Genomic DNA, 21,921 nt, shown 5'->3' on the forward strand with positions numbered 1-21,921 from the left:
TCGGGTGGTTGCCGCGCCGTACGCGCGCGGCGGACCGGGTGCATTCGCTGACGGGGGAAAACGTGGGGACTGGTTTCGGAGCAGGGCGTCAGGGCGCCCTGAAGGCAACGGCATTCATCGGCGTCTCCGCAGTGGCGCTCACCGGCGCCATCCTCTACCCGGGCTTCCAGACCGCAGACGTGGACCTCAACGACGGCGGCGTCTGGGTGGTCAACCACGAGGAGAACAAGGTAGCCCACCTCAACTACCAGTCCCAGACCCTGGACGGTGGCGTGGCCACCACCATGACCGAGTACGACCTGGCACAGCACGCGGACCGGGTGTACCTGCGGGACCTGGAGATGGGTGCCGCCACCGCCGTGGACCCCGCCGCCTTCGTGCTCTCCGACGAGACGATGTTGCCGGCGAACTCCTCCTTCTCCTACGGCCAGCGGATCGTGGCCGTCTCGGACGCCGAGCGGGGCCGCGTCTACGCCGCCACCACGGAGAACCTCGGTGCCATGTCCTCCGAGACCGCGGACCCCCTGTACGAGGCCGAGGGCCGCGTGCTCTCCGCCGTGGGCCGGGATGACACGGTGTGGGTCGCCGACCTGGACGCCGACCTGATCAAGGGCTTCCGCCCGCTGACGGACGAGGAGCTGCGCGAGCAGGCCAGCCGGACCGAGGCCGTCGGGGACGGCGAGCAGGCGGAGCAGGAGCCGGAGGACTCCTCGGAGGAGAACGACGGCGGCGCGGAGACCGACCCGGCCGGGTTCCGGGAGATCTCCTCCACCGAGATCGACGGGCTCTCCGGCCTGGCCGAGCCGCAGATCTCGGCCGTGGGGGAGACGGGCGTCGTCTTCGACGCCGCCTCGGGCACTCTGGTGACCTCCGAGGGCAACTCCTCGGCCGTCGTCGACCCGGGGGAGGGCAAGCTCCAGGCACCGGGTCCGGACGCGGCCGGGGCCGTCGTCGCGCTCGCCAACAAGACGGCGACCGTGCCGCTGGGCGGCGGGGAAGCGCAGTACGCGCCCGTGGAGGAGACCGGCAGTCCGATCCAACCGGTGCGCGTGGGCACCTGCACCCACGCCGCGTGGCAGGGCTCCGGGATCTACCAGCGGGACTGCGACGACGACGCCCGGGACACCACCGAGCGCATCCCGGAGATGCCGGCCGAGGCCCAGATGGTCTTCCGGGTCAACCGGGACGTGGTGGTCCTCAACGACGTCTCCCAGGGCAACACCTGGCTGGTGGCGGACGGCATGAAGATCGTCAACAACTGGTCCGACCTGGAGCCGCCGAAGGGCGAGGGCGAGCAGGAGGAGGAGGAGTCGGACGAGATCACCGACTCGATCGAGCTGCCGGACCGTCAGGAGGAGAACCAGAAGCCGGTGGCGCAGGACGACTCCTTCGGCGTCCGCGCCGGGCGCACCACCGCCCTGCCGGTGCTCTTCAACGACGTGGACCCGGACGGGGACCTGCTGACCGCCGAGCTCTCCGGGGACCAGCCGGAGACGGGAACCCTGCAGCAGATCTACGACGGCACGGGATTCCAGATGGTGGTCCCGGAGGACGCGTCCGGCTCCTCGAGCTTCACCTACACCGCGGACGACGGCCGCGGCGGCACGGACCAGGCCCAGGCCACCGTGCGGGTGGTCCCGGAGGACGAGAACTCCAAGCCGGAGCAGCAGCGGGTGACCACGCTGCGGGTCCAGGCCGGCACGGAGGTCTCGCAGAACATCCTCACCGACTGGCAGGACCCGGACGGCGACGACCTGCAGCTGATGGGCGCCGTCTCCGAGGACGGGGACGTGGTCCGGGTGCGCCCGGACGGCGTGCTGACCTTCGAGGACGTCGGCAAGACCGACGGCACCAAGGAACTCGAGATCACCGTCTCCGACCGCCGCGAGTCCGCGACCGGCCGCGTGGTGGTGGAGGTGCTGCCGAAGGGGGCCGCGCCGCCCATCACGGCCACGGACCACGTGACCGTCAACGTGGGGGAGGAGGCCACTTTCTCGCCCCTGGAGAACGACTTCGACCCCACCGGCGGAGAGCTGCGGCTGGCCCACGTGGACCCGGTCTCCGGGGCCGAGGCGGAGATGAACACGGACACGGGCACCGTGTCCTTCCGCTCGGACCAGGAGAAGGCCTTCTACCTGAAGTACGTGGCCACCAACGGACCCTCCTCCGCGCCCGGGCTGATCCGGGTGGACGTCAAGGACCCGGACCAGAACACCGGTGCGCCGGTGGCCGTGCGTGACGTGGCCCTGCTGCCGGCCAACGGCGAGGTGCTCGTCAACATCCTCGGCAACGACTCCGACCCCGAGGGCGGCGTGCTGGTGGCCCAGCAGGTCGACGTGCCGGACGACGCGCCGTTCAACGTCTCCGTGGAACGCAACGCCGTGCTGCGCATCACCGACCAGCAGGGCATGACCGGGCCGGTCACCTTCTCCTACACGGTGACGAACGGCTCGGCGGCCTCCCAGGGTGAGGTCACCGTCATCCCGATCCCGGCCCCGGAGAAGATGGAGCCGCCGCGCCCCAACCCGGACACGGCCGTGGTGCGAGCCGGCGACGTGGTCACCGTGCCCGTCCTGGAGAACGACGTGCACCCCAACAACGCGGAGATGACGCTCGAGCCCGAGCTGGCCGAGGGCGTGGACCCCGCCGACGGGCTGGTGTCCGTCTCGGACGACCAGATCCGCTTCCGCGCGGGCGAGGAGGCCAAGACCGTCTCCGCCGTGTACACCGTGTCCGGACCGGACGGCCAGCAGGCCTCCGCCCGGGTCACGTTCCACGTCAACGCGGCCGACCTGGAGAACAACTCCCCGCCGTCCCCGGAGACCGTGGAGGGCCGGGTGTTCTCCGGCGAGACCGTGGCCATGCCGGTCCCGCTGGACGGGATCGACCCGGACGGCGACTCGGTGTCCCTGGTGCAGCTGGAGACCCCGCCGACCAAGGGCTCGGCCAAGGTCACCGCGAACTCGATCGAGTACACGGCCACCGCCGGCTCCACCGGCACCGACGTGTTCACCTACGTGGTGGAGGACCGCCTCGGGGCCCGCTCGACCGGCACCGTGATGGTCGGCATCGCCCCCGTGGCGCAGGAGAACACCCCGCCCGTGGCGGTCAACGACTCCATCCGGGTCCGCCCAGACCGCCCGGTGGCCGTGGACGTGCTGGCCAATGACACGGACGCGGACGGTGACGAGCTGAAGTTCGTGGACACGCTGGAGGCCACCGAGGGCTCCGATGCCGCCCTGGTGGACGGTCGGATCCTGCTGACGTCCCCGGCCGAGGCCGGCTTCACCTCCGTGCGCTACACGATCACCGACGGCCGTGGCGGCCAGGACACCGGGACCCTGACGGTCGAGTCCGATCCGGACGCGCCGTTGCGCGCCCCGATCGCCCGCGACGACCGCGTGTCCTTCCAGGAGACCGTGGACCGGGACGAGGTCACCGTGGACCTCCTCAAGAACGACGAGGACCCGGACGGCACCCCGGACGACCTGGTGGTGGACCTGCCGGACAACCCCGAGGGCGTCACGCTCACCGGGGACCACCAGCTGGTGGTCCCCGTGCAGTCCAACCCGCAGCTGATCACCTACCGGCTCACCGACGCCGACGACCTCTCCGCCTACGCCTTCGTGATCGTCCCCGGCGCCGGCGAGGCCCGCCCCACCCTGCGCTCCGACGCGCCGCTGGAGGTCACGGCCGGCGAGGAGCTCCCCCTGGACCTGGACGAACTGGTCGCGGTCCGGGACGGCACGTCCCCGCGGCTCACCGAGGAGTCTAAGGTGGCCTCCACGCCGGAGTCCGTGGGCGGGCTGGTCAGCTCCGCCACGGATCTGGTCTTCACGGCCCCGGCGGACTTCTCCGGCGCCGCCTCGGTGACGTTCGAGGTCACGGACGGCTCCGGGCCGGACGACCCCGAGGGGTTGAAGGCCGTCCTCACCCAGCCCATCACGGTGCTGCCGCGTCCTGACGAGAACAAGCCACCCGTCTTCCAGTCCAACACCCTGGAGGTGGCCGCCGGGGGTGATGCCGCCCGCCTCGACCTGGCACAGGCCGCGTCCGACCCGGACCCGGACGACGCCGAGAACCTCACCTTCGCGGTGGGGGAGTCCTCGATCGAGGGCGTGGACGTGAACCTGGAGGGCTCGGTCCTCACCGCCTCCGCCGGTGCCGACACCCCCAAGGGGACCCGCGGCACCGTCCAGGTCACGGTGACGGACGGCAAGTCCGACCCCGTGCCCGCCCAGGTGACCATCACCGTGAACGCCTCCGACCGTCCGCTGGCCGTGGCCAATCCGGACACCGTGCCGGATGCCCACCAGGGCCGGGCCGAGACCGTGCCCGTGCTGGCCAATGACGTGAACCCCTTCGAGGGGGAGGGCGCGTTGACGCTCATCAGCACGGAGATCTCCGGTGGTTCCGGTACCGCCGTGACCTCCGGTGACAGCGTGGTGGTTACCCCCGGCGAAGACCTCGTGGGGCAGATGACCGTCCAGTACACCGTGCAGGACATGACCGGGGACCCCGACCGCCAGGTCCAGGGGACCATCACCCTCAACGTCAAGGGCGCACCCGAGGCCCCCGGCGTCCCGCGCGTGGACTCGGTGGGCGACTCCGAGGTGGTGCTCACCTGGGACGCCCCGGCCAACAACGGCGCCGCCATCACCGGATACACCGTGACGGCCGACGGCGTGAACCAGGACTGCGCGGCCACCACGTGCACCATCTCCGGGCTGACGAACAACCAGGAGTACACCTTCACCGTCACGGCCACGAACGAGGTCGGCGAGTCCGATCCCTCCGTGGCCTCCGCCCCGGCCCGCCCGGACGTCGAGCCCGAACGCCCGGCCCCGCCTCAGGGCACCGACGGAGACCGGAAGATCGACCTGACGTGGACCGCACCGGTCAACCGCGGCTCACCCATCACCTCCTACACGGTGGAGATCTCCCCGGCCCCGGCCAACGGCGTGTCCCAGAAGTCGGTCTCCGGCACCTCCACTACCTGGGAGGGGCTGACGAACGGTACTGCGTACCAGTTCCGGATCCAGGCGGTGAACGACGCGGACCGGCCCAGCGAATTCTCCGGATGGTCCTCCTCGATCACCCCGGCCGGCATACCGATGCAGCCGTTGGCGCCCTCGGCCTCCCGGGCGGAGTCCGCGGTCAACGGCGGCGTGGCCAACGTGAGCTGGAAGGCGCCGAACGCCAACGGCGCCACGATCAGCGGCTACACGCTGAACGTGTATGAGGGGGGCTCCTTCCTCAAGTCGATCAACACCAGCGGCACCTCGCAGCAGGTCACCGGCCTGAAGACGACCGCCTCCTACACGTTCTCTGTGGAGGCGACCAACCGGGTCGGCACGTCCGAGGCCTCGCCGCGGTCCACCGCGGTCACCCCCTATGGGCGCCCGAAGGCCCCCTCGACGCCGTCGATCGACGCCACCGGTGCGAACAACCGGATCTCGGTCGACTTCAACCCCGGATCCGCCAACGGCTCACCCATCACGGGATACCAGTACCAGGTCAGCGGCGGCAGCTGGCAGTCCCTGGGCGGGCCGGGCAGCACCATCAACGTGGGCAGCAACGGCAAGAACGTGACCGTGAAGGTGCGGGCCCTCAACGCCGCCGGCGCCGGTGATCCGTCGAGCGCCTCCAACCAGGAGAGCGCCTACGGCCCCGTCCGTGATGCCTCGAACATCAAGGCCTCCGGCGGAGAGAAGAAGGTCGACTTCAACTGGGGCTCCAACGAGTCGGCCTACGCGAACGGCCGCCCCGTCACGGTCACGGTGTCCATCTCGGGGTCCGGGAACACGCCGAACGACGGTTCGCAGAGCGTGAGCACCGGCTACTCGGAGCAACGGACCATCACGGTCACGGCCACCCCGAGTGAGGGCCAGGCGAAGTCCTGGACGGGCAGCGCGACCTCCGACCCTGCCCCTCCGCCCCCGCCGGACCCGAAGGTGATCCTGCGTCCTGGCTCTCCCGTCAGCGAGCCAGGGTGCAACATCGACTGCCGGAGGTTCGATGTGGAGGTCCAGGACTTCCCCGCGGGCAACCACGAGGTCCAGTGCTGGACCAGCAACGGCGGGGCCCACCGTTTCAACAACAGCACCCACTCGATCTCGGTGCCGGCCAGCGGCAACACCCGCAAGATGATCAACTGCTGGCACGGTGGCTGGCCGAGTCAGCCCGGGATGCGCGTCTGGGCCAAGGTCGGCGGCGTCGACTCCGGCCAGATCCATCCCTGGTAGACCCCACAGTGTCCAGCCGTCCCAGATCGACCACCGAGCCCTCTGAACCACCACGAAAGCGAGCAACACCCATGACCATGACCACCGAACAGGCCGAGTGGTTCGCCGGGACGTTCGAGAAGATCTCGGACAACATCGGCCAGGCCATCCTGGGCAAGGAGGACGTCATCTCGCTGGTCCTCACGGCCATGCTCACGGATGGCCACGTCCTGCTGGAGGACGCCCCCGGCACCGGCAAGACCATGCTCGCCCGTTCGCTGGCCGCCACGGTCAAGGGCACCCACTCGCGCATCCAGTTCACCCCGGACCTGCTGCCCTCGGACGTCACGGGCGTGACCATCTACGACCAGAAGTCGCAGGAGTTCGAGTTCCACCGGGGTCCGATCTTCGCGAACATCGTGCTGGCGGACGAGATCAACCGTGCCTCGCCGAAGACCCAGTCGGCCCTCCTGGAGGTCATGGAGGAGGCCCGCGTGACCGTGGACGGCGTGACGTACACCAACGAGCGCCCCTTCATGGTCATCGCCACCCAGAACCCCATCGAGCAGGCTGGCACCTACAAGCTGCCCGAGGCGCAGCTGGACCGCTTCCTGATCAAGACCTCGATCGGCTACCCGGACCGGGCCTCCACCGTGGAGCTGCTCTCCGGCGCCGCCCAGAAGGACCGCTCCGGTGCCCTGTCCCCGATCATCACCACCCAGGCGATCCGGGACATGACGGAACTCGGCACCACGGTGCACGTGGACGGCGCCGTGCTGAACTACATCGCCGAGCTGACCGAGGAGACCCGCACCGCGGAGGAGACCCGCCTGGGGGTCTCCGTGCGCGGCGCCATGGCGATGGTGCGGGCCGCCAAGGTGCGCGCCGCCTCGCAGGGCCGGAACTACGTCCTGCCGGACGACGTCAAGGACCTGGCCCCGGACGTGTGGACCCACCGCCTGGTCCTGGACCCGGAGGCCGAGTTCGCCGGTGCCACCCCGCAGGCCGTGCTCACCCGCGTCCTGGCCACTGTGGGTGCCCCGCAGCACCGCTCGGCGCCGGCCGCCGCCATGGCGGGCGTCTCGGCGTCCGGCAACGGCCCGTCCGCCGCGGACGAGGCGACCGAGGACACCGTCCACCGCGGCGGCTCCTCCGCCACCGGCGCCTGAGGGTTCACCGCACCACATGAGCACTGAGTCATCACCTCGAACGCGCCGCTCGCAACGGTCGCAGCCGTCCCCGGGGTCCCCGCAGTCCCAGCCCTCGCGGCGGAGGCGGGGGGCCTCCGCGGCCGGCGAGAGGGCCAGCCGGACCTCCGCCCAGCTGCAGGACCGCTGGCGGCGCCTCCGCGAGTCGACGGCCGTCACCACCGAGCCGGCCCGTGAGGCCGCCACCACCTGGTGGGGCCGCAGGGCCCGACCCGTCCTGGACGTGGTCTCCCCGCTGGGCTGGCTCGTGCTGTCCATCACCGCCATCTCCTGGTTCGTGGGGCTCGCGTTCGGGTGGGCGGAGGCGCTCATCGCCGGGCTCGTCGGGGTCTTCCTGCTGCTGCTGGCCATCGGGTTCATCCTGGGCCGGTCCTCGTACCGGGTGGAGCTGGACCTGGCCCGCTCCCGCGTGGCCGTGGGGGACCGCGCCGTGGGCGCCATCGAGGTGACCAACACGGCGGACAAGGCGCTGATGCCCGCCGCCATGGAGCTCCCGGTGGGCCGGGCCACCGCCGTGTTCCAGCTGCCGCGCATGCGCCCCGCGGCGGTGCACGAGGACCTCTTCACCATCCCGACCAACCGCCGCGCGGTGATCACGGTGGGGCCGGTGCGCTCCGTCCGCCAGGACCCCCTGTCCCTGCTGCGCCGGCAGCTGAAGTGGACCGAGCCGGAGGAGCTCTTCGTCCACCCCCGTACCGTGGCCCTGCAGGGGTCCTCGGCAGGGTTCATCCGCGATCTCGAGGGCCTGCCCACCCGGGACCTGTCCAGCGCGGACGTCTCCTTCCACGCCCTGCGCGACTACGTCCCGGGGGACGACCGCCGCCACATCCACTGGAAGACCGTGGCCCGCACCAACAAGCTCATGGTGCGCCAATTCGAGGAGACCCGGCGCGCGCACCTGGCGATCGCCCTGTCCACGAACACCTCCGAGTACGCCACCGAGAACGACTTCGAGCTGGCCATCTCCGTGGCCGCCTCCATCGGGCTGGAGGCCTTCAAGGAACAGCGCCACCTCTCCATCCGGACCCATGCGGGACCGGTCCACACCGAGACGGGACGGAACATGCTGGATGACATGACGCGGATCGAGGGCAGGTCGCTGCGCAAGACGAGCGTGGACGTCTCCCGCGAGACGGCGGACCATGTCCCCAACGCCTCCGTGTTCTTCCTCATCACCGGTGACCAGCCGAGCGCCGGCGACCTGCGCCAGGCCACCAACAACGTGCCCCCGGGGGTGCGGGCCTTCGCCATCCGCTGCGCCCACGGCCTGGAGACCCAGCGCGCCAACATCGGGGACCTGACCGTCATCTCGATCGGCGACCTCAAGGACCTCGGCCTGGCCCTGCGGAAGGCGGCCGCATGATGGCCCGCGGCAAGCGCACCGAGACCCGCCCGGCGGTCCCCCAGCGCCCGAAGCAGCCCCGCCAGCGGGGACTGCGGCTCGGCTTCTCCTGGTCACAGGTCGGCGTCGACGCCGCTGTGCTCGTGGTCCTGCTCGGCCTCGGCGTGCTCGGCTTCCATGACACCTTCGCGGGCGGCTGGCGCTACCTGGTGGCCGGCTTCGGCGGCATCGTCCTGGGCCTGGGTCTCGCCCTGGCCAGCGCCCACCTGCGGTGGAACGTCTGGAAGACCTCCGGCGCGGCGATCCTCGTCTACCTGGTGTTCGGCTTCGCGCTGGCCGCCCCCGTGGAGGCCGCCGCCGGGTTCCTGCCCAGCCTGGAGTCCCTGATCGTCCTGGTCACCGGCCCCGTCACGGCGTGGAAGGACATCCTCACGGTGGCCGCCCCCGTGGGCATCAACGGCGGCATGCTCGTGGCCCCGTACCTGTCCGGGCTGCTCACGGCCCTGGTGGCCGGCGTGCTGGCCTGGCGGGTCCGCCTGCCCTACTGGACCATCATCCCGGTCCTGGTGATGACCGCCGTCGGGATCCTGTTCGGCACCAAGGACGCGCCCATGGCCCTGGTGCGCGGCATGGTGCTGGTGATGGCCTCCGTGGCCTGGCTGGCCTGGCGCCACCACCGGATGCGCGTGCAGGGCACGCAGGCTGACGCCTCGGCAGAGACCACCACGGTGTCCAACCCGGCCACCGCGCGCAGGATGCTGTGGCGCCGGCTCGGGATGGGAGCGGCCGTGCTGGCCGTGGCCGGCCTGCTCACGTCCGCGGCCTCGCCGCTGCTGCTGCAGGGACAGGACCGCAAGGTGCTGCGGGACGTGGTGGATCCCCCCATCGAGCTCTTCGACTACCCGAGCCCGCTGATGAAGTTCCGCCAGTACGTCAAGGACCAGCACGAGGAGGTGCTGTTCACGGTGGACGGGCTGCCGGAGGGACAGCGGGTCCGGCTCGCCGCCCTGGACGCCTATGACGGCATGGTCTACACCGTGAACCCGCAGTCCGGCGGCAACTTCTCGCCCGTCGGTGACGCCTCCAAGCTCACCGGCACGTCGGACACCGAGATCCCGAACCGGTCCACCGGCACCCTGGACATCTCCATCGAGACCTACAACGGGGTCTGGCTGCCCGGCGGCGGCAAGCTCAGCGGCGCCGAGCTCCAGGGCCCGCGCGCCGACCAGCTCTCCCAGTCCCTGTACTACAACGACGGCAACGAGACGGCGCTGTCCACCATCCCGCTGCAGCAGGGCGACTCCTACACCGCGGACGTCGTCTTCCCGGTGCAGGTGCCACCGGAGGACCTGGAGGGCCAGGACTTCGGGGAGATCGTGATGCCGGAGCTGACCGGCGTGCCGCAGATCGTCCCGGAGAAGGCCGCCGAGCTGACCGGCAACCAGGACCAGCCCTTCGCCATCGCCAGCGGCCTGGCCTCCACCCTGCACGAGTCCGGAGCGTTCTCCAACGGCCGCGAGGGCGAGGTCACCTCACTCTCCGGCCACTACGCCGGCCGCGTCACCCAGCTGCTGGACGCCGAGCAGTGGATCGGGGATGACGAGCAGTACGCCGTGGCCATGTCCCTGATGGCCCGTTCCCTGGACATCCCCACCCGCGTGGTGATGGGCTTCTACCCGGAGAACTACCCCGAGGGCGGCGGCCCGATCCAGATCAAGGGCAAGGACGTCCACGCCTGGGTCGAGGTCAACTTCGAGAACGTCGGCTGGATCGCCCTGGACCCCACCCCGGACAAGGACAACGTCCCCACGCCGCCGCAGCAGGAACCCCAGTCCACGCCGAAGCCGCAGGTGCTCCAGCCCCCGCCACCGCCCCAGGAACAGGCCGACCTGCCCCCGGACACGGCGCCGGAGCCGCAGGACGCCGAGCAGGAGGAACGGTCCTGGTGGGACCAGTGGGGCCAGCTCGTGATGATCGTGGCCTACTCGTTGATCCCGCTGATCATCCTGCTGATCCCGTTGATCGTCATCGCCGTCCTGAAGGGGCGCCGCCGCAAGCGGCGCCGGGCGGCGGACACCCCCGCCGAGCAGGTCTCCGGCGGCTGGTCCGAGGTGCTCTCCCTGGCCACGGACCTGGGCTCGGAGCCGCAGCGCTCGGGCACCCGGCGTGAACACGCCGGGCAGCTGGCCGGGACGTTCCCGGCGGCGGCCGCGGGCACCACGCTGTTGGCGCGCCGCGCGGACCAGGCCGTCTTCGGGCCGGGGGAGCCGAGCGAGGCACAGGTGGCCGACTACTGGGCCCGCGTGGACGAGAACCTCACGGGCATGCGGGCATCGGTGGGCGGCTGGGCGCGCTTCCGGGCCAGGTTCTCCCCGCGTTCGCTCGTGCTCGAGGCCCGATCCAGGCGCCGGCGGCGCCGGCAGGAGAAGAGGCTGCAGCGCCAGGCCACCCGGGAGCGCCAGGCCGAACGCCGCCGCGGCGACCGGACCGCCGAACGCCAGACCCGGGCCTCCCGGCGTGGCGACGGCAGCCGATCTGTCCGTACAGTGGACCAGCAAGCCCGCAAGGAACAGGAATAAGGTACCCCGTGCAGAAAACGCTCAACCTGGTCAATGCCCCGGCCGGCAAGCGGTTGGCGGCCTGGCTGATCGATCAGGTCCTTCCGGCAGCCGCCGTGGGCATCGTCACCGGTGCCACGTTCCCCGCCGTGCTGAGCTCCTCGGGCGTGGCCCAGCAGGAGGCCCTCGCCACCTACACGCTGGCCATGCTGGTGACCTCCGTGGTGACGCTGGCCTACACGGTGTGGCTGTGGGGCTGGCAGGCCTCCGCCGGCAAGACGCCCGGCAACCTGGTCCTGGGGCTGCGGGTGACCTCGGAGGAGGGCACCAGTGCAGGCTGGGGTCCCATCTTCCTGCGGTGGGTCATCATCGCCGTCAGCGGGCTCGTCCCGGTGGTCGGGCCCGTGCTGATGCTGCTGTCCAACCTCTGGGACACCAACCACCAGCGCCAGGGCTGGCATGACAAGGTCGCCCGGACGCTCGTGGTGGATGTCAACGCCGGGCGCAACCCGCTGACCACCGGCGGGCTCTTCGGCCCGTCCACGTTCGCCCCCGGCACCCTGCAGCCCGGAGACCCGGGCCACCCCGAGACCGGCGTCTCCGTGCCGCCCGCCTCACGGTGGCCCGCCTTCAACCCGGCGGTCGCCGCCGGGCCCATCACCTCCGTGCCCGGTGCCCCGGCGGCCGGGCCGCAGCAGCCGGTCCAGCCGCAGGCCGCATCACCCGGCCAGGCCCCGAGCGCACCGGCACCGCAGCCGGCCGCCCACGCGCCCGCCGCGCCGGCTGCGCCGTCCCCGAGCCCGACGCCGGCCCCCACCGCCGCGCCGTCGGCGCCGGGGACCTCCGGTGCCGGCCGGTCCTCCTCCGGATACCAGGAGAGCCAGGTCGTGGTGGTCGGTGGCACGGCCGAGGCCGTGGACCCGGACCAGGAGATGGGCTCCACCCAGCTGCGCAGCCGCCGCTCCGCCGACCCGTCCGCCGTGAAGCTGCGGTTCGACGACGGCCAGCACCACGTGCTGGCCGGCTCCGCCCTCGTGGGGCGCAACCCGGCCTCCGCGGCGGGGGAGAGCGTGGACCTGCTCATCCCGTTCGCGGACATGGGCCGTTCCGTGTCCAAGACCCACCTGCACCTGATCGTGGACTCGACCGGCGTGTGGGTGACGGACCGCAATTCCACCAACGGCTCGGGGGTGACCCCTCGCGGGGGCGAGCGCCAGCGCCTCGAACCCGGGCAGCCGGTCCTGGCCCCGGTGGGCGCCACCGTGCACTTCGGGGACCGCTCCTTCACGGTGTCGGCTGCATGACCTTGGAGACGACCGAGGACGCACCCCAACGACCGTTCCGACTGAACTACGGCTTCGGTTCTCACCGGGGCCTGCGCCGGCAACTGAACGAGGACTCGCTGGTGGTCACGGGCAACCTCTTCGCCGTGGCCGACGGCATGGGCGGCCATGAGGCCGGAGAGGTCGCCAGCAGGATCTGCGTGGAGACCCTGGCCGCCGGGGTCAAGGAGGTCCGCAACGACCTCACGGCGGATGAACTGCAGCAGCTCATGGTGACCGCAGATGACGCCATCCGCCGGGTCGGTGGCTCCCGGGCAGGCACCACGCTGGCCGGGGTGGCGATCGTCCGGGAGCTGCAGGGCCTGTACTGGATGGTCTTCAATGTGGGGGACTCGCGCACCTACCGCCTCTCCGAGGGGGAGTTCGCCCAGATCAGCGTGGACCACTCCGAGGTCCAGGAGCTGGTGGACGAGGGGTACCTGAGCGCCGAGGAGGCACGCCACCACCCCCGCCGGCATGTCATCACGCGGGCGCTGGGGACCGGGGAGGCATCCGAGGCCGACTTCTGGATGCTGTCCGTCCATGATGGGGACCGCCTGATGATCTGCTCGGACGGCCTGACCTCCGAGGTCTCCGATGAGGACATCCGCCAGCAGCTGGCGGACCGGCACTCACCGCAGGACGCGGTGGACGTCCTCATCCGGCTGGCCCTGGACGGCGGGGGCCGGGACAACATCACCGTGATCGTGGTGGACGTGGAGGACACCGACGCCGAGGGAGAACGGATCACCACCTCCCCCCGGCCGGAGGAGGGGGACGAACACCAGACCACGCGGCCCCGGTTCGACGGCGGCAGCGGCGGAAGGATGGTCAACGGCGGGCGCGTGTTCGGCATGGACGGCCCGGACGGTGAGCCCGGGACTGACGCTGGCGCCGGGGCCGAGGGGAAGGACGACGGACGATGAGCCAGATGGTGCGAGTTCGCTACAGCGCGGGAGGATGGCTCGGCCTGGTGCGGGGGCGGTGCCTCGTGGCGCTGCCCGCGGACGCCAGCGAGGAGACGGCTGCCGTGGTGTGGGACCTGCTGGCCGGGGCCCCGGGCGTGGAGCAGGTGCTCGCCACGGTGCTGTCCGGCCGGTTGGACCTGACGGGACTGCCGTCCTTCGCGATCGTGTCCTTCCGTGAGGGCACCTCGGTGCACGCCATCCTGCGCGGTGAGGTATCCCTGCGGATGACCGGCACGTCCGGGGGCGAGTCCGAGCTGAACGGCACGGGCGTGGCCACGTGGAACGAGCGGGTGTTCCGGGACATCGGCGCGTTCGAGCTGCTCGTGGACGACACCGTCTCGGATGTCGAGAACCTGCCCCTGGAATCGGGAGCCGTCCGGCTGGGCTCCCTGCACGCCGACCTCGCGACCCTCAGCCCCGACCACGGCGTGGCCGGCGAGGCGCCCACGCCGGACGAGCCCGACGCCGAGGATGCCCCCGAGCCCGAGCCCGAGCCGGAGCCCGAGCCCGAGCCCGAGCCCGAGCCCGAGGCCGAGCCTGAGTCCGAGCCCGCCCAGGACAGCGCAGCGGGGGAGGAACCCGAACCCGAGCCGGAGGAGCAGGGAACCCCGGAGGAATCCGAGGAATCGGAGGAGCAGGATCCGGAGCCCGCCGCAGACGATGTCACGGACCAGGACGTCACCATCGCGCCCGAGACAAGGACCGAGCCCGCCTCGGCCCCGACCGTTGACCAGGAAGCGGCCGAGGAAGCCGCCGAGGGCGCCGACGACGGCAGCACCGGGGAACCGGGGGACGCAGAGGACGTCGACGAGCAGACCATCGCCAGCGCGCCCGCCAGTTCGCCCGCCGGCCCCGCCTCGGGCCGCGAGGCCGCCACGGGGCAGTCGGCACGGACGGCCAGCTCCGTGCCGGGTCCCCAGGAACTGATCGACTCGGTGCCGTGGCTGGCAGCGGCCCGGAAGGCCGTGCCGGCACCGACCTCGGAGTCCCAGCAGGGACCGGAGGCGGCCGAGGGGTCGATGGTGGAGGTCCCCGCCGACCTGAACATGACGGTGGCGCCGGCTCCGTCCTTCGAGGACGACGGGGAGCACGCCGACGGGCCGGTGGAAGCCCCCGGCCCCGATCCCACGGACGCGGAGGATGCGGACGACGCGGACACCGTGTTGTCGCCGTCCGCCCCCGGCCCGGCGTCCGTCCCGGCGCGGCCAGAGCCACCGGCCGGGCCGCCGTCGGGCCCGGGTGTGGCCGGCCCGCCGGTCCTCGCGGAGGAGGACCACGACGGCGAGACCGTCATGAAGTCCGACCTGGCGCCGGAGGACCTGGCCGCCGCTGCGCCCACTCCGGTGCCACCGCCGTCCACCGGTCCCGTGGTGCTGGCCCGGCAGTGTTCCAACGGCCACGCCAACCCGCCGACCAACGCGACGTGCGGGATCTGCGGGCAGTCGCTCAGCGGTGAGGCCCAGCAGGTGCGCCGCCCGTCGCTGGGCCGCCTCCGGATGTCCACGGGGGAGGTCGTGGAGCTGGACCGCCCGGCCGTGGTGGGCCGCCAGCCCCAGGCCCACCGGGTCGGCTCCGGCACCATGCCCCGGATGGTGCAGGTCCGCAGCCCGAACGGGGACATCTCCCGTTCCCACTGCGAGGTGGTGCTGGAGGGCTGGCACGTGCAGTTGCGGGACCTCAAGGCCACGAACGGCACGGTGCTGATCCGTGAGGGTCAGGCACCGCGGCGGCTGGGCCAGGGTGAGTCCCTCATGGTCCTGGACGGGGATATCGCCGACCTGGGTGACGGCGTCTCGCTGCGCTTCGAGGGGCTGCTGTGAGCGCAAAGCGTCCACCGGCGCCGCCGCCGCACATCGGCGGTTTCCGGTACGTCAGCCTGCTCGGCTCGGGCGGCTTCTCGGACGTCTACCTCTACGAGCAGGATCGGCCCCGGCGCAAGGTGGCCATCAAGGTCCTGCTGTCCGGGCTGAAGACCGAACGGGCGCGCAAGTCCTTCGAGTCCGAGGCCAACCTCATGGCCCAGCTGTCCTCCCACCCGTACATCGTCACGATCTACGAGGCGGACATCACCGAGGACGGCCACTCCTACCTGGCCATGGAGTACTGCTCCCGGCCGTCCCTGGACGTGCGCTACCGCCGCTCGCGGCTGGGCGTGGATGAGGTGCTGGCGCTGGGGATCCAGGTGTCCTCCGCCGTGGAGTCGGCCCACCGCGCGGGGATCATGCACCGGGACATCAAGCCGGCCAACATCCTCACCACGGACTACAACCGTCCGGCCCTGACGGACTTCGGGATCTCCGGGACCATGGACATGCTGGACGACGACGCCGGCATGTCCATCCCGTGGTCCGCCCCGGAGGCCTTCGCCGGCGGCAGCCCGGACGGCTTCGCCATGGACGTCTGGTCCCTGGGCGCCACCCTGTACACGCTGCTGGCCGGGCGCTCCCCGTTCGTGCGCCCGGGGGCGGACAACTCGCAGAAGGAACTGATCTCCCGGATCGCCAAGGCCCCGCTGCCGCCGCTGAACCGGGCGGACATGCCGGCTTCCCTGGAGCTGGTGCTGGCCACGGCCATGGCCAAGAACCCCGGCTCCCGCTTCCCCTCCGCGCACTCCTTCGCGCTGGCCCTGCAACGCGTCCAGACCGAGCTGGGCCTGTCCGTCACGCCCTTCGAGGTGATGGACGAGTCCGGTTCCCTCGAGGCCGAGGACGAGGAGACCGAGGAGGGCGGCGACGCCACCCGCGTCCGGCAGGTCGTCTCGATCGACCCGGACCGTGGCTCCACGAACACCTCCCGCCACTTCCCGCCGATGCCCCCGCCCTCCGCGCCGGGGCGACCGGCGGACGAGGTGGAGGACGCCACGGTCATGCGCCCGGCCCCGGGCGGAACCCGGGGCGGTATTCCGGGCACGACGCCGGCCGGGGCCTCCCCGGACGACGACCCCACCATCATGGGGGGCCGGGTGGGCGGCGGGTGGGCCGGCTCCCGGGTCCCGCAGCGCCCCGCCCGGACCTATCCCGACGCCGGCGGCGAATGGGAGCCGGATGGCACCACCGCGCACCGCGTGGAGGAGAGGACGGGGTCCTCACCGGCCGCGGCGTGGATCTCGGAGAACAAGGTCGGGATCATCGCCTCGCTCGTGGTGCTCGTGCTGGGGATCGTGGGGGCCGTCTGGCTCGCCAACAACCTCGCGGTCCAGCCGCGGGAGGACCCGGATCCCACGTTCATCAGCGGGTCCCCGGGGCTGCCGGTCCCGGAGCCCGAGGACCCCGTGGCCGCCGCGGAGGGCGTGACCGCCAGCGCGGAGGCCGGGGAGGCCGTCTTCACGTGGGAGAATCCGGACCCGAAGGACGGTGACACCTACATGTGGCGGACCACCACCGCCACCGGCAAGGGGCGGATCACCACGGCGGACGAGGCCACGGCCAGCACGCCGGTGCTGGACGGGGACCGGACCTGCATCGAGGTGGTCGTGATCCGATCCAACGGCAAGCAGTCCGATCCGACCGTGGGGTGTCTGGAATAGACCCTGTCTCAATACGGGTCCCCACAGGTTTGACGGGCATCATGGGACTGTGACGATGAATCAGGGGGAGTGGTCATGAGCGTGGAGGAACAGGATCGGCCGGACGGGCCGCCCGGGGACGGCGGCGCGGCCGGAGAGGCCGGCGGCGAGGGCGCCGGCGAGCTCTCGATCGACTTCGTGGGCGAGTGGTACGAGGTCTCACCGGATGCCGTCTTCACCATCGGCCGGGAGGGCGACCTCGAGATCGACGACAATCCCTACCTCCACCGCCGCTTCATGGAGATCCAGCGGATCGGCGGCCTGTGGTGGCTGTCCAACGTGGGGACCATGATCTCGGCCACCGTGGCGGACTCCTCCGGGGGCATGCAGGCCTGGGTCTCACCGGGCTCCCGGATCCCCCTGGTGTTCGGACAGCTCAACGTGGTCTTCACCGCCGGACCCACCACCTACGAGTTCTCCGTGCACCTGCGGAGTCCGTCCTTCCTGCAGCAGTCCAACGGCAACGACGCCGTAGGGGACACGACCATCGGCCCCGTGGTCTTCACCCCGTCCCAGAAGGCCATCATCGTGGCCCTGGCCGAGCCGATCCTGCGCCGCGGCGGCACCGGGTTCTCCACCGTGCCCTCCTCGGCCAACGCCGCCAAGCGCCTGGGCTGGCCGCTGACGCGCTTCAACCGCAAGCTGGACAACGTGTGCGACAAGCTGGACCGGGTGGGCGTGGCCGGACTGCGCGGCGGCGGCGGCAAGCTGGCCACGAACCGGCGGGCCCGCCTCGTGGAGCACGCCGTGACCTCCCATCTCGTCACCCCGGACGACCTGCCCCTCCTCGACCAGGCCCTGGGGGACGAGGACTGAGCTCCGGGCCGTCTCGACCGTCGGGACCTCAGCCCAGGACCATCGGGAGCAGCGAGACGGCGAATCCACACAGTCCCGCCCCGGCGAGGACGCCACCGAGCGCCAGGCACACGCTGGTGATCGGCCTGCGGGCCTGTAGCCGCATGCGGTACGGATCCCGGTGGCTCACGAACGCCGTGCAGACGTCCCGGCCTCCCAGCAGGGCGCGTTCGGCAGCCCGCAGAGTCCGTTCATGGAAGTCCCCGGCCGCGAACCAGCGGGCGGCGGACCCCCGGAGGCCGTGGACGACGACGATCTCGGTGGGCACCCACCGCGCTTCGCCCGAGCGAAGCAGGGCACCGACCAGCAACAACGGCACCCCGGTGATCAGCCCCACCCAGGAGAGGAGTTCGCCGGCCATGCCGGCGCCTTCGACTCCGTTCACCGGTCCGCGACGGTCGGGGTGGGCAGGACCTTGCGCACCACGTCGGCCAGGGTGATCACCCCGATGAAGCGGTCCTGGTCCATGACGGCGACCAGGTGTTCGCCGGCCCGGCGGATCTGGGCGAGGGCATCGTGCAGCGCCGTGTCCGCGGACAGGATGAACGCCGGCCGGGCCAGCTCCCGGACACCGCGGTCCGAGGGCTCCAGCAGGGTGTCGCGGACATGCACGACCGAGGGAGCACCTCCGTCGGGGTCGTCCACCAGGATGCGGAGATGACCGGATCCGATGGCGGCGGCCTGGAGGTCGGCGACGGTGGCCTGAGCGGACACAGACGTGGGACGAGCCCCGGGTCTGATCAGGTCCGCCACGGTGGTGTCCTGCAGGTCCAGCACGCCGGAGAGCTGACCGTGGAACCGGGCGTCCAGCGCCCCGGCGGAGGTGGAGTGCTCGACCAACTGGCGGATGGTGTCCACGTCCTGACCGCCGACCGCGGCCCGGTCCACCGGGGTGACGCCACTGGCGGCCACGAGCCGGTTGGCGAGGTTGTTGACCCAGAGCAGCAGTGGCCGGACCAGCCAGATGTAGGCCCTCGTCGGGAGGGCGGTCACCTTGGCCGACGTCTCCGGGTGGGCGATGGCCCAGGACTTCGGCGCCATCTCTCCGACCACCAGGTGCAGGAAGGTGACGATCAGCAGGGACAGCAGGAAGGCGGCGGCGCCGGCGACCTGTGTGGGAATGCCCCAGTCGGTGAAGACGGGCCCCAGCCAGGCATCGACCGCTGGCTTGGTCACCGCGCCGAGGGCGAAGGTGCACGCGGTGATGCCCAGCTGGGCGCCGGCGAGCATGATGGTCAGCTCATCGACACTGCGCAGCGCTGCCCGGGCCGGGCGGCTGGTGGCGGCCTCGGCCTCCAGACGGTGACGGCGGGCCCCGAGGAGGGAGAACTCGATGATGACGAACAGGGCACTGAGCGCGATCAGCGCCACGGTGGCCACGATGACGATCACGGGGTTGCTCATCGGTCCTCCTCCGCCAGGTCACGGCCCGTGCCGGAATCCCGGGGTTGTTCCTCGAAGCCATCGGGGCCGTCGGTGTCCTGCAGGAGCCGGACCACCAGGTCGCTTGGCACGTGCCGGGTCACTTCGACGACCTCCACGCGCAGGTGTCGGCGCACGGGCTCCTCGAGTCCGAAATCCCGGGGGTCGCCGGGCAGTTCGATGGCCACGGCCTGTCCGGGCCGGGGCAGCTCGCCGAGTTCGGCGATGACCAGTCCGGAGACGGTCTCGAAATCCCCGTCCGGCAGGGGGTATCCCACGGCGCGCTCCAGCTCGTCCACGTGGACATCACCTGCCATCCGCCAGGCACCATCCCCTTCGGCGACGATCTCCCGCGCCGGGGCCGGATCGTGCTCGTCGCTGAGTTCACCGACGAGTTCCTCAGCCAGGTCCTCCACGGTGATCACCCCGGCGAATCCGCCGTACTCGTCGATCACGCAGGCCAGCTCGTTGCGGGTGCGCGCCAGTTCCCTCAGGGCGTCCGGCAGGGGCATCAGCGTCGGCACCAGCAACGGCTGGCGCATGATGGAACTGACCGCTGCCGTGTCCTCGGCCGGCCGCTTCAGCACCTCGGTCAGGTGGACCACCCCGACCGGCTCATGCTCGGCGGAGATCACGGGATACCGGGTGTGTTCCCGGGCCATGAGGACCCTGACGTCAGCGATCGTGGTCTCGGTGGTCACGATGCCCACCTGCGATCGCGGGATCATGGCGTGTTCGACGTCCTGGTCGGGGAAGTCCAGCACCCGGTCGATCAGCACGGAAAACTCTTCGGGCAGGTCCCCGCTCTCGCGGGAGTCGGCCACGATCCGGTCCAGGTCCTCGGCGGTGGCCGTGGTGTCGACGTCATGGACCGGCTCGATCCGCAGCATCCGCAGCAGGCCGTTGGCGGACTTGTCGAACACGACGATCATCCATCCGAACACGGCCAGGTACACCCGGGTGGACCGGGCCAGGGCCCGCGCCATGGGCTCGGGGTTGGCGATGGCCAGGTTCTTCGGGTACAGCTCGCCGAAGATCATCTGCACCACGGTGGCCAGGGCCAGGGCCAGCACCGTGGAGACCGAGATGCTCACTTCCGGGGGAATCCCGATCCCGCCGAGCAGCACGCCCAGGGACTGGCCCACCATCGGCTCGGCGACGTAGCCGACCAGCAGGCCGGTGACAGTGATGCCCAATTGGGCTCCGGAGAGCATGAACGAGGTGCGCCGGGTGATCTTCAGGGCACTCTCGGCCGCGGCGTCCCCGGCCTTGGCGCGTGCCTGCAACCGGACCCGATCCACCGACATGTAGGCGAACTCCTGGGCCACGAAGTACCCGTTGGCCGCGATGATCACCCCGATGACCACGATGCCCCCCAGCAACAGCAGGACGGCTTCAATCATGGCCGCCCCCTAACCGCACCGGCGCAGTCGGCGTCAACGCGACGCTGCGGGGCTGAGAGAGAGGGAATGGACGAGGGGCAACAACTGTCGCCCGGGTCGTCGGGCGACCCGGTGCCTGGCAGAGAGCGGCTCATGCGCGGATTCACGTACTCCGTGGTTCGATGAAAAGCGGGATGATATCATCCTACTGGCCTCGGCCATCGCGTGCACCACGCCGGTGGAACCCATCAACGCGGCCTTTCTTCCCTGGCACGTGCCCGCAGGGCAGCACGTTGCTGCCGGCATCATCTATCCGACTCCGGTCAAATCTGGATCGATCACGTCAGCGAGTCACCAGCCGATCTGCTGTCGGTGAGCTGGATGGTGGTGAGGCAGGTGGCCGCCTCGTCGTGGGTGGAGAAGGCGCCCTGGCTGCTGAACCTGTCGTAGGTGATGTCCATGGTGCCGCTGATGCCTGGGGGGAGCCAGAAACCGACGAAGCCGTTGTCGAAGGTGGTGCGTTGCCCGTCGGCGAGAGCTTCACCGGTGACCTCGTCGAGGATGCGTACCGCGATCTGTTCGTCGGCCAGTTCGCCCTGGCAGGTGGTGAGGGAGTGGTGAAAACACTCGTGGGTCTGGTCGAGATAGGGGGCCAGCGACAGGTAGAACCGGTCCTGCGGGAGCGGGATCGCCAGCTCCTGCTCCGCGTCGGCGAGCAAGAGGTGATCTGCGCGTACCGAGGCCAGCAAGTCGGTCGGGCGTTCGGCCACCGGCATCTGGTCGAGGTGATCGACGATGTCCACGGCGTCCATTCCTGTCAGGTCATGTCTGGACAGGAAGCCGGACGCGTCTGCAGCGGCGGTCGAGGTGCTGGACGGTACCGGGACGGCGGGCGGGGTCCGCGGGGTGCAGGCCGTCAGGGCTGCGGCCCCGAGGAGGCCCAGGCCTCCGATCATCAGGTCTCTACGGGTCAGGGTGGTCATGGGTCCTTTCCGCCCTACCGACACGGTGAGGCCTCATTCCATTCTCCGGAGGTCTCGGAGGGCACCAGACCAGGCGGGTTGAAGATTTCGCG

Annotated in this window: 13 protein-coding genes; 9 read left to right on the forward strand and 4 right to left on the reverse strand. The window is 71.1% G+C overall.

Annotation, left to right across the window (positions count from 1 at the left end):
• Window positions 1–62 precede the first annotated feature (62 nt).
• The 9 genes from RE421_RS07685 (at window position 63) to RE421_RS07725 (ending at window position 18,003) form a co-directional block, all read left to right on the forward strand.
• A complete protein-coding gene (locus RE421_RS07685) occupies window positions 63–6,245 on the forward strand; it encodes an Ig-like domain-containing protein (RefSeq protein WP_309816837.1) in 6,183 nt (2,060 codons plus the stop codon).
• 71 nt (window positions 6,246–6,316) lie between these two features.
• Complete coding sequence (locus RE421_RS07690) at window positions 6,317–7,393, forward strand: MoxR family ATPase (protein ID WP_309816841.1); 1,077 nt, start codon at window positions 6,317–6,319, stop codon at window positions 7,391–7,393.
• A 16-nt stretch (window positions 7,394–7,409) separates the two neighbouring features.
• Window positions 7,410–8,795: a DUF58 domain-containing protein gene (locus RE421_RS07695; protein ID WP_309816843.1), complete on the forward strand. Its 1,386-nt coding sequence runs from the start codon at window positions 7,410–7,412 to the stop codon at window positions 8,793–8,795.
• Window positions 8,792–11,353 (forward strand): DUF3488 and transglutaminase-like domain-containing protein, encoded by a 2,562-nt coding sequence (locus RE421_RS07700; RefSeq protein ID WP_309816846.1) that lies wholly within the window; start codon window positions 8,792–8,794, stop codon window positions 11,351–11,353. Before RE421_RS07695 ends, RE421_RS07700 begins: the two co-directional genes overlap by 4 nt.
• An 8-nt stretch (window positions 11,354–11,361) precedes the next feature.
• Window positions 11,362–12,636 (forward strand): RDD family protein, encoded by a 1,275-nt coding sequence (locus RE421_RS07705; protein WP_309816850.1) that lies wholly within the window; start codon window positions 11,362–11,364, stop codon window positions 12,634–12,636.
• Window positions 12,633–13,580: a protein phosphatase 2C domain-containing protein gene (locus RE421_RS07710; protein WP_309816853.1), complete on the forward strand. Its 948-nt coding sequence runs from the start codon at window positions 12,633–12,635 to the stop codon at window positions 13,578–13,580. Before RE421_RS07705 ends, RE421_RS07710 begins: the two co-directional genes overlap by 4 nt.
• Window positions 13,577–15,442 (forward strand): FHA domain-containing protein, encoded by a 1,866-nt coding sequence (locus RE421_RS07715; protein WP_309816856.1) that lies wholly within the window; start codon window positions 13,577–13,579, stop codon window positions 15,440–15,442. Before RE421_RS07710 ends, RE421_RS07715 begins: the two co-directional genes overlap by 4 nt.
• Window positions 15,439–17,148, forward strand: coding sequence for a serine/threonine-protein kinase (locus RE421_RS07720; protein WP_309816859.1), 1,710 nt, complete (start codon window positions 15,439–15,441; stop codon window positions 17,146–17,148). The genes RE421_RS07715 and RE421_RS07720 overlap by 4 nt, the downstream gene beginning before the upstream one ends.
• Before the next feature lie 75 nt (window positions 17,149–17,223).
• Window positions 17,224–18,003, forward strand: coding sequence for a hypothetical protein (locus RE421_RS07725; RefSeq protein ID WP_309816861.1), 780 nt, complete (start codon window positions 17,224–17,226; stop codon window positions 18,001–18,003).
• A 28-nt stretch (window positions 18,004–18,031) separates the two neighbouring features.
• Here the strand turns inward: RE421_RS07725 and RE421_RS07730 are convergent, their stop codons facing one another.
• The 4 genes from RE421_RS07730 to RE421_RS07745 all read right to left on the reverse strand — a co-directional run bounded on the left by RE421_RS07730 (window position 18,032) and on the right by RE421_RS07745 (window position 21,829).
• Window positions 18,032–18,403, reverse strand: a complete 372-nt coding sequence (locus RE421_RS07730; RefSeq protein ID WP_309816863.1) for a hypothetical protein — start codon at window positions 18,401–18,403, stop codon at window positions 18,032–18,034.
• 20 nt (window positions 18,404–18,423) lie between these two features.
• Window positions 18,424–19,446, reverse strand: a complete 1,023-nt coding sequence (locus RE421_RS07735) for a hemolysin family protein (RefSeq protein WP_309816867.1) — start codon at window positions 19,444–19,446, stop codon at window positions 18,424–18,426.
• Window positions 19,443–20,867 carry a hemolysin family protein gene (locus RE421_RS07740; RefSeq protein WP_309816870.1) on the reverse strand — a complete coding sequence of 475 codons (1,425 nt, stop codon included), beginning with the start codon at window positions 20,865–20,867 and terminating at the stop codon, window positions 19,443–19,445. Before RE421_RS07740 ends, RE421_RS07735 begins: the two co-directional genes overlap by 4 nt.
• 317 nt (window positions 20,868–21,184) lie before the next feature.
• A complete protein-coding gene (locus RE421_RS07745; RefSeq protein WP_309816872.1) occupies window positions 21,185–21,829 on the reverse strand; it encodes a CueP family metal-binding protein in 645 nt (214 codons plus the stop codon).
• Window positions 21,830–21,921 lie beyond the last annotated feature (92 nt).

The sequence above is a fragment of the Citricoccus sp. I39-566 genome, assembly GCF_031432995.1.
In the GTDB taxonomy this organism is placed as follows: Bacteria; Actinomycetota; Actinomycetes; order Actinomycetales; family Micrococcaceae; genus Citricoccus; species Citricoccus nitrophenolicus_A.

What these genes read in the sequence shown, in the direction of transcription:
- RE421_RS07745 (WP_309816872.1), bottom strand. Translation starts at nt 21,829, where the DNA reads ATGACCACCCTGACCCGTAGAGACCTGATGATCGGAGGCCTGGGCCTC.
- RE421_RS07690 (WP_309816841.1), top strand. Translation starts at nt 6,317, where the DNA reads ATGACCATGACCACCGAACAGGCCGAGTGGTTCGCCGGGACGTTCGAG.
- RE421_RS07735 (WP_309816867.1), bottom strand. Translation starts at nt 19,446, where the DNA reads ATGAGCAACCCCGTGATCGTCATCGTGGCCACCGTGGCGCTGATCGCG.
- RE421_RS07700 (WP_309816846.1), top strand. Translation starts at nt 8,792, where the DNA reads ATGATGGCCCGCGGCAAGCGCACCGAGACCCGCCCGGCGGTCCCCCAG.
- RE421_RS07710 (WP_309816853.1), top strand. Translation starts at nt 12,633, where the DNA reads ATGACCTTGGAGACGACCGAGGACGCACCCCAACGACCGTTCCGACTG.
- RE421_RS07730 (WP_309816863.1), bottom strand. Translation starts at nt 18,403, where the DNA reads ATGGCCGGCGAACTCCTCTCCTGGGTGGGGCTGATCACCGGGGTGCCG.
- RE421_RS07725 (WP_309816861.1), top strand. Translation starts at nt 17,224, where the DNA reads ATGAGCGTGGAGGAACAGGATCGGCCGGACGGGCCGCCCGGGGACGGC.
- RE421_RS07695 (WP_309816843.1), top strand. Translation starts at nt 7,410, where the DNA reads ATGAGCACTGAGTCATCACCTCGAACGCGCCGCTCGCAACGGTCGCAG.
- RE421_RS07740 (WP_309816870.1), bottom strand. Translation starts at nt 20,867, where the DNA reads ATGATTGAAGCCGTCCTGCTGTTGCTGGGGGGCATCGTGGTCATCGGG.
- RE421_RS07715 (WP_309816856.1), top strand. Translation starts at nt 13,577, where the DNA reads ATGAGCCAGATGGTGCGAGTTCGCTACAGCGCGGGAGGATGGCTCGGC.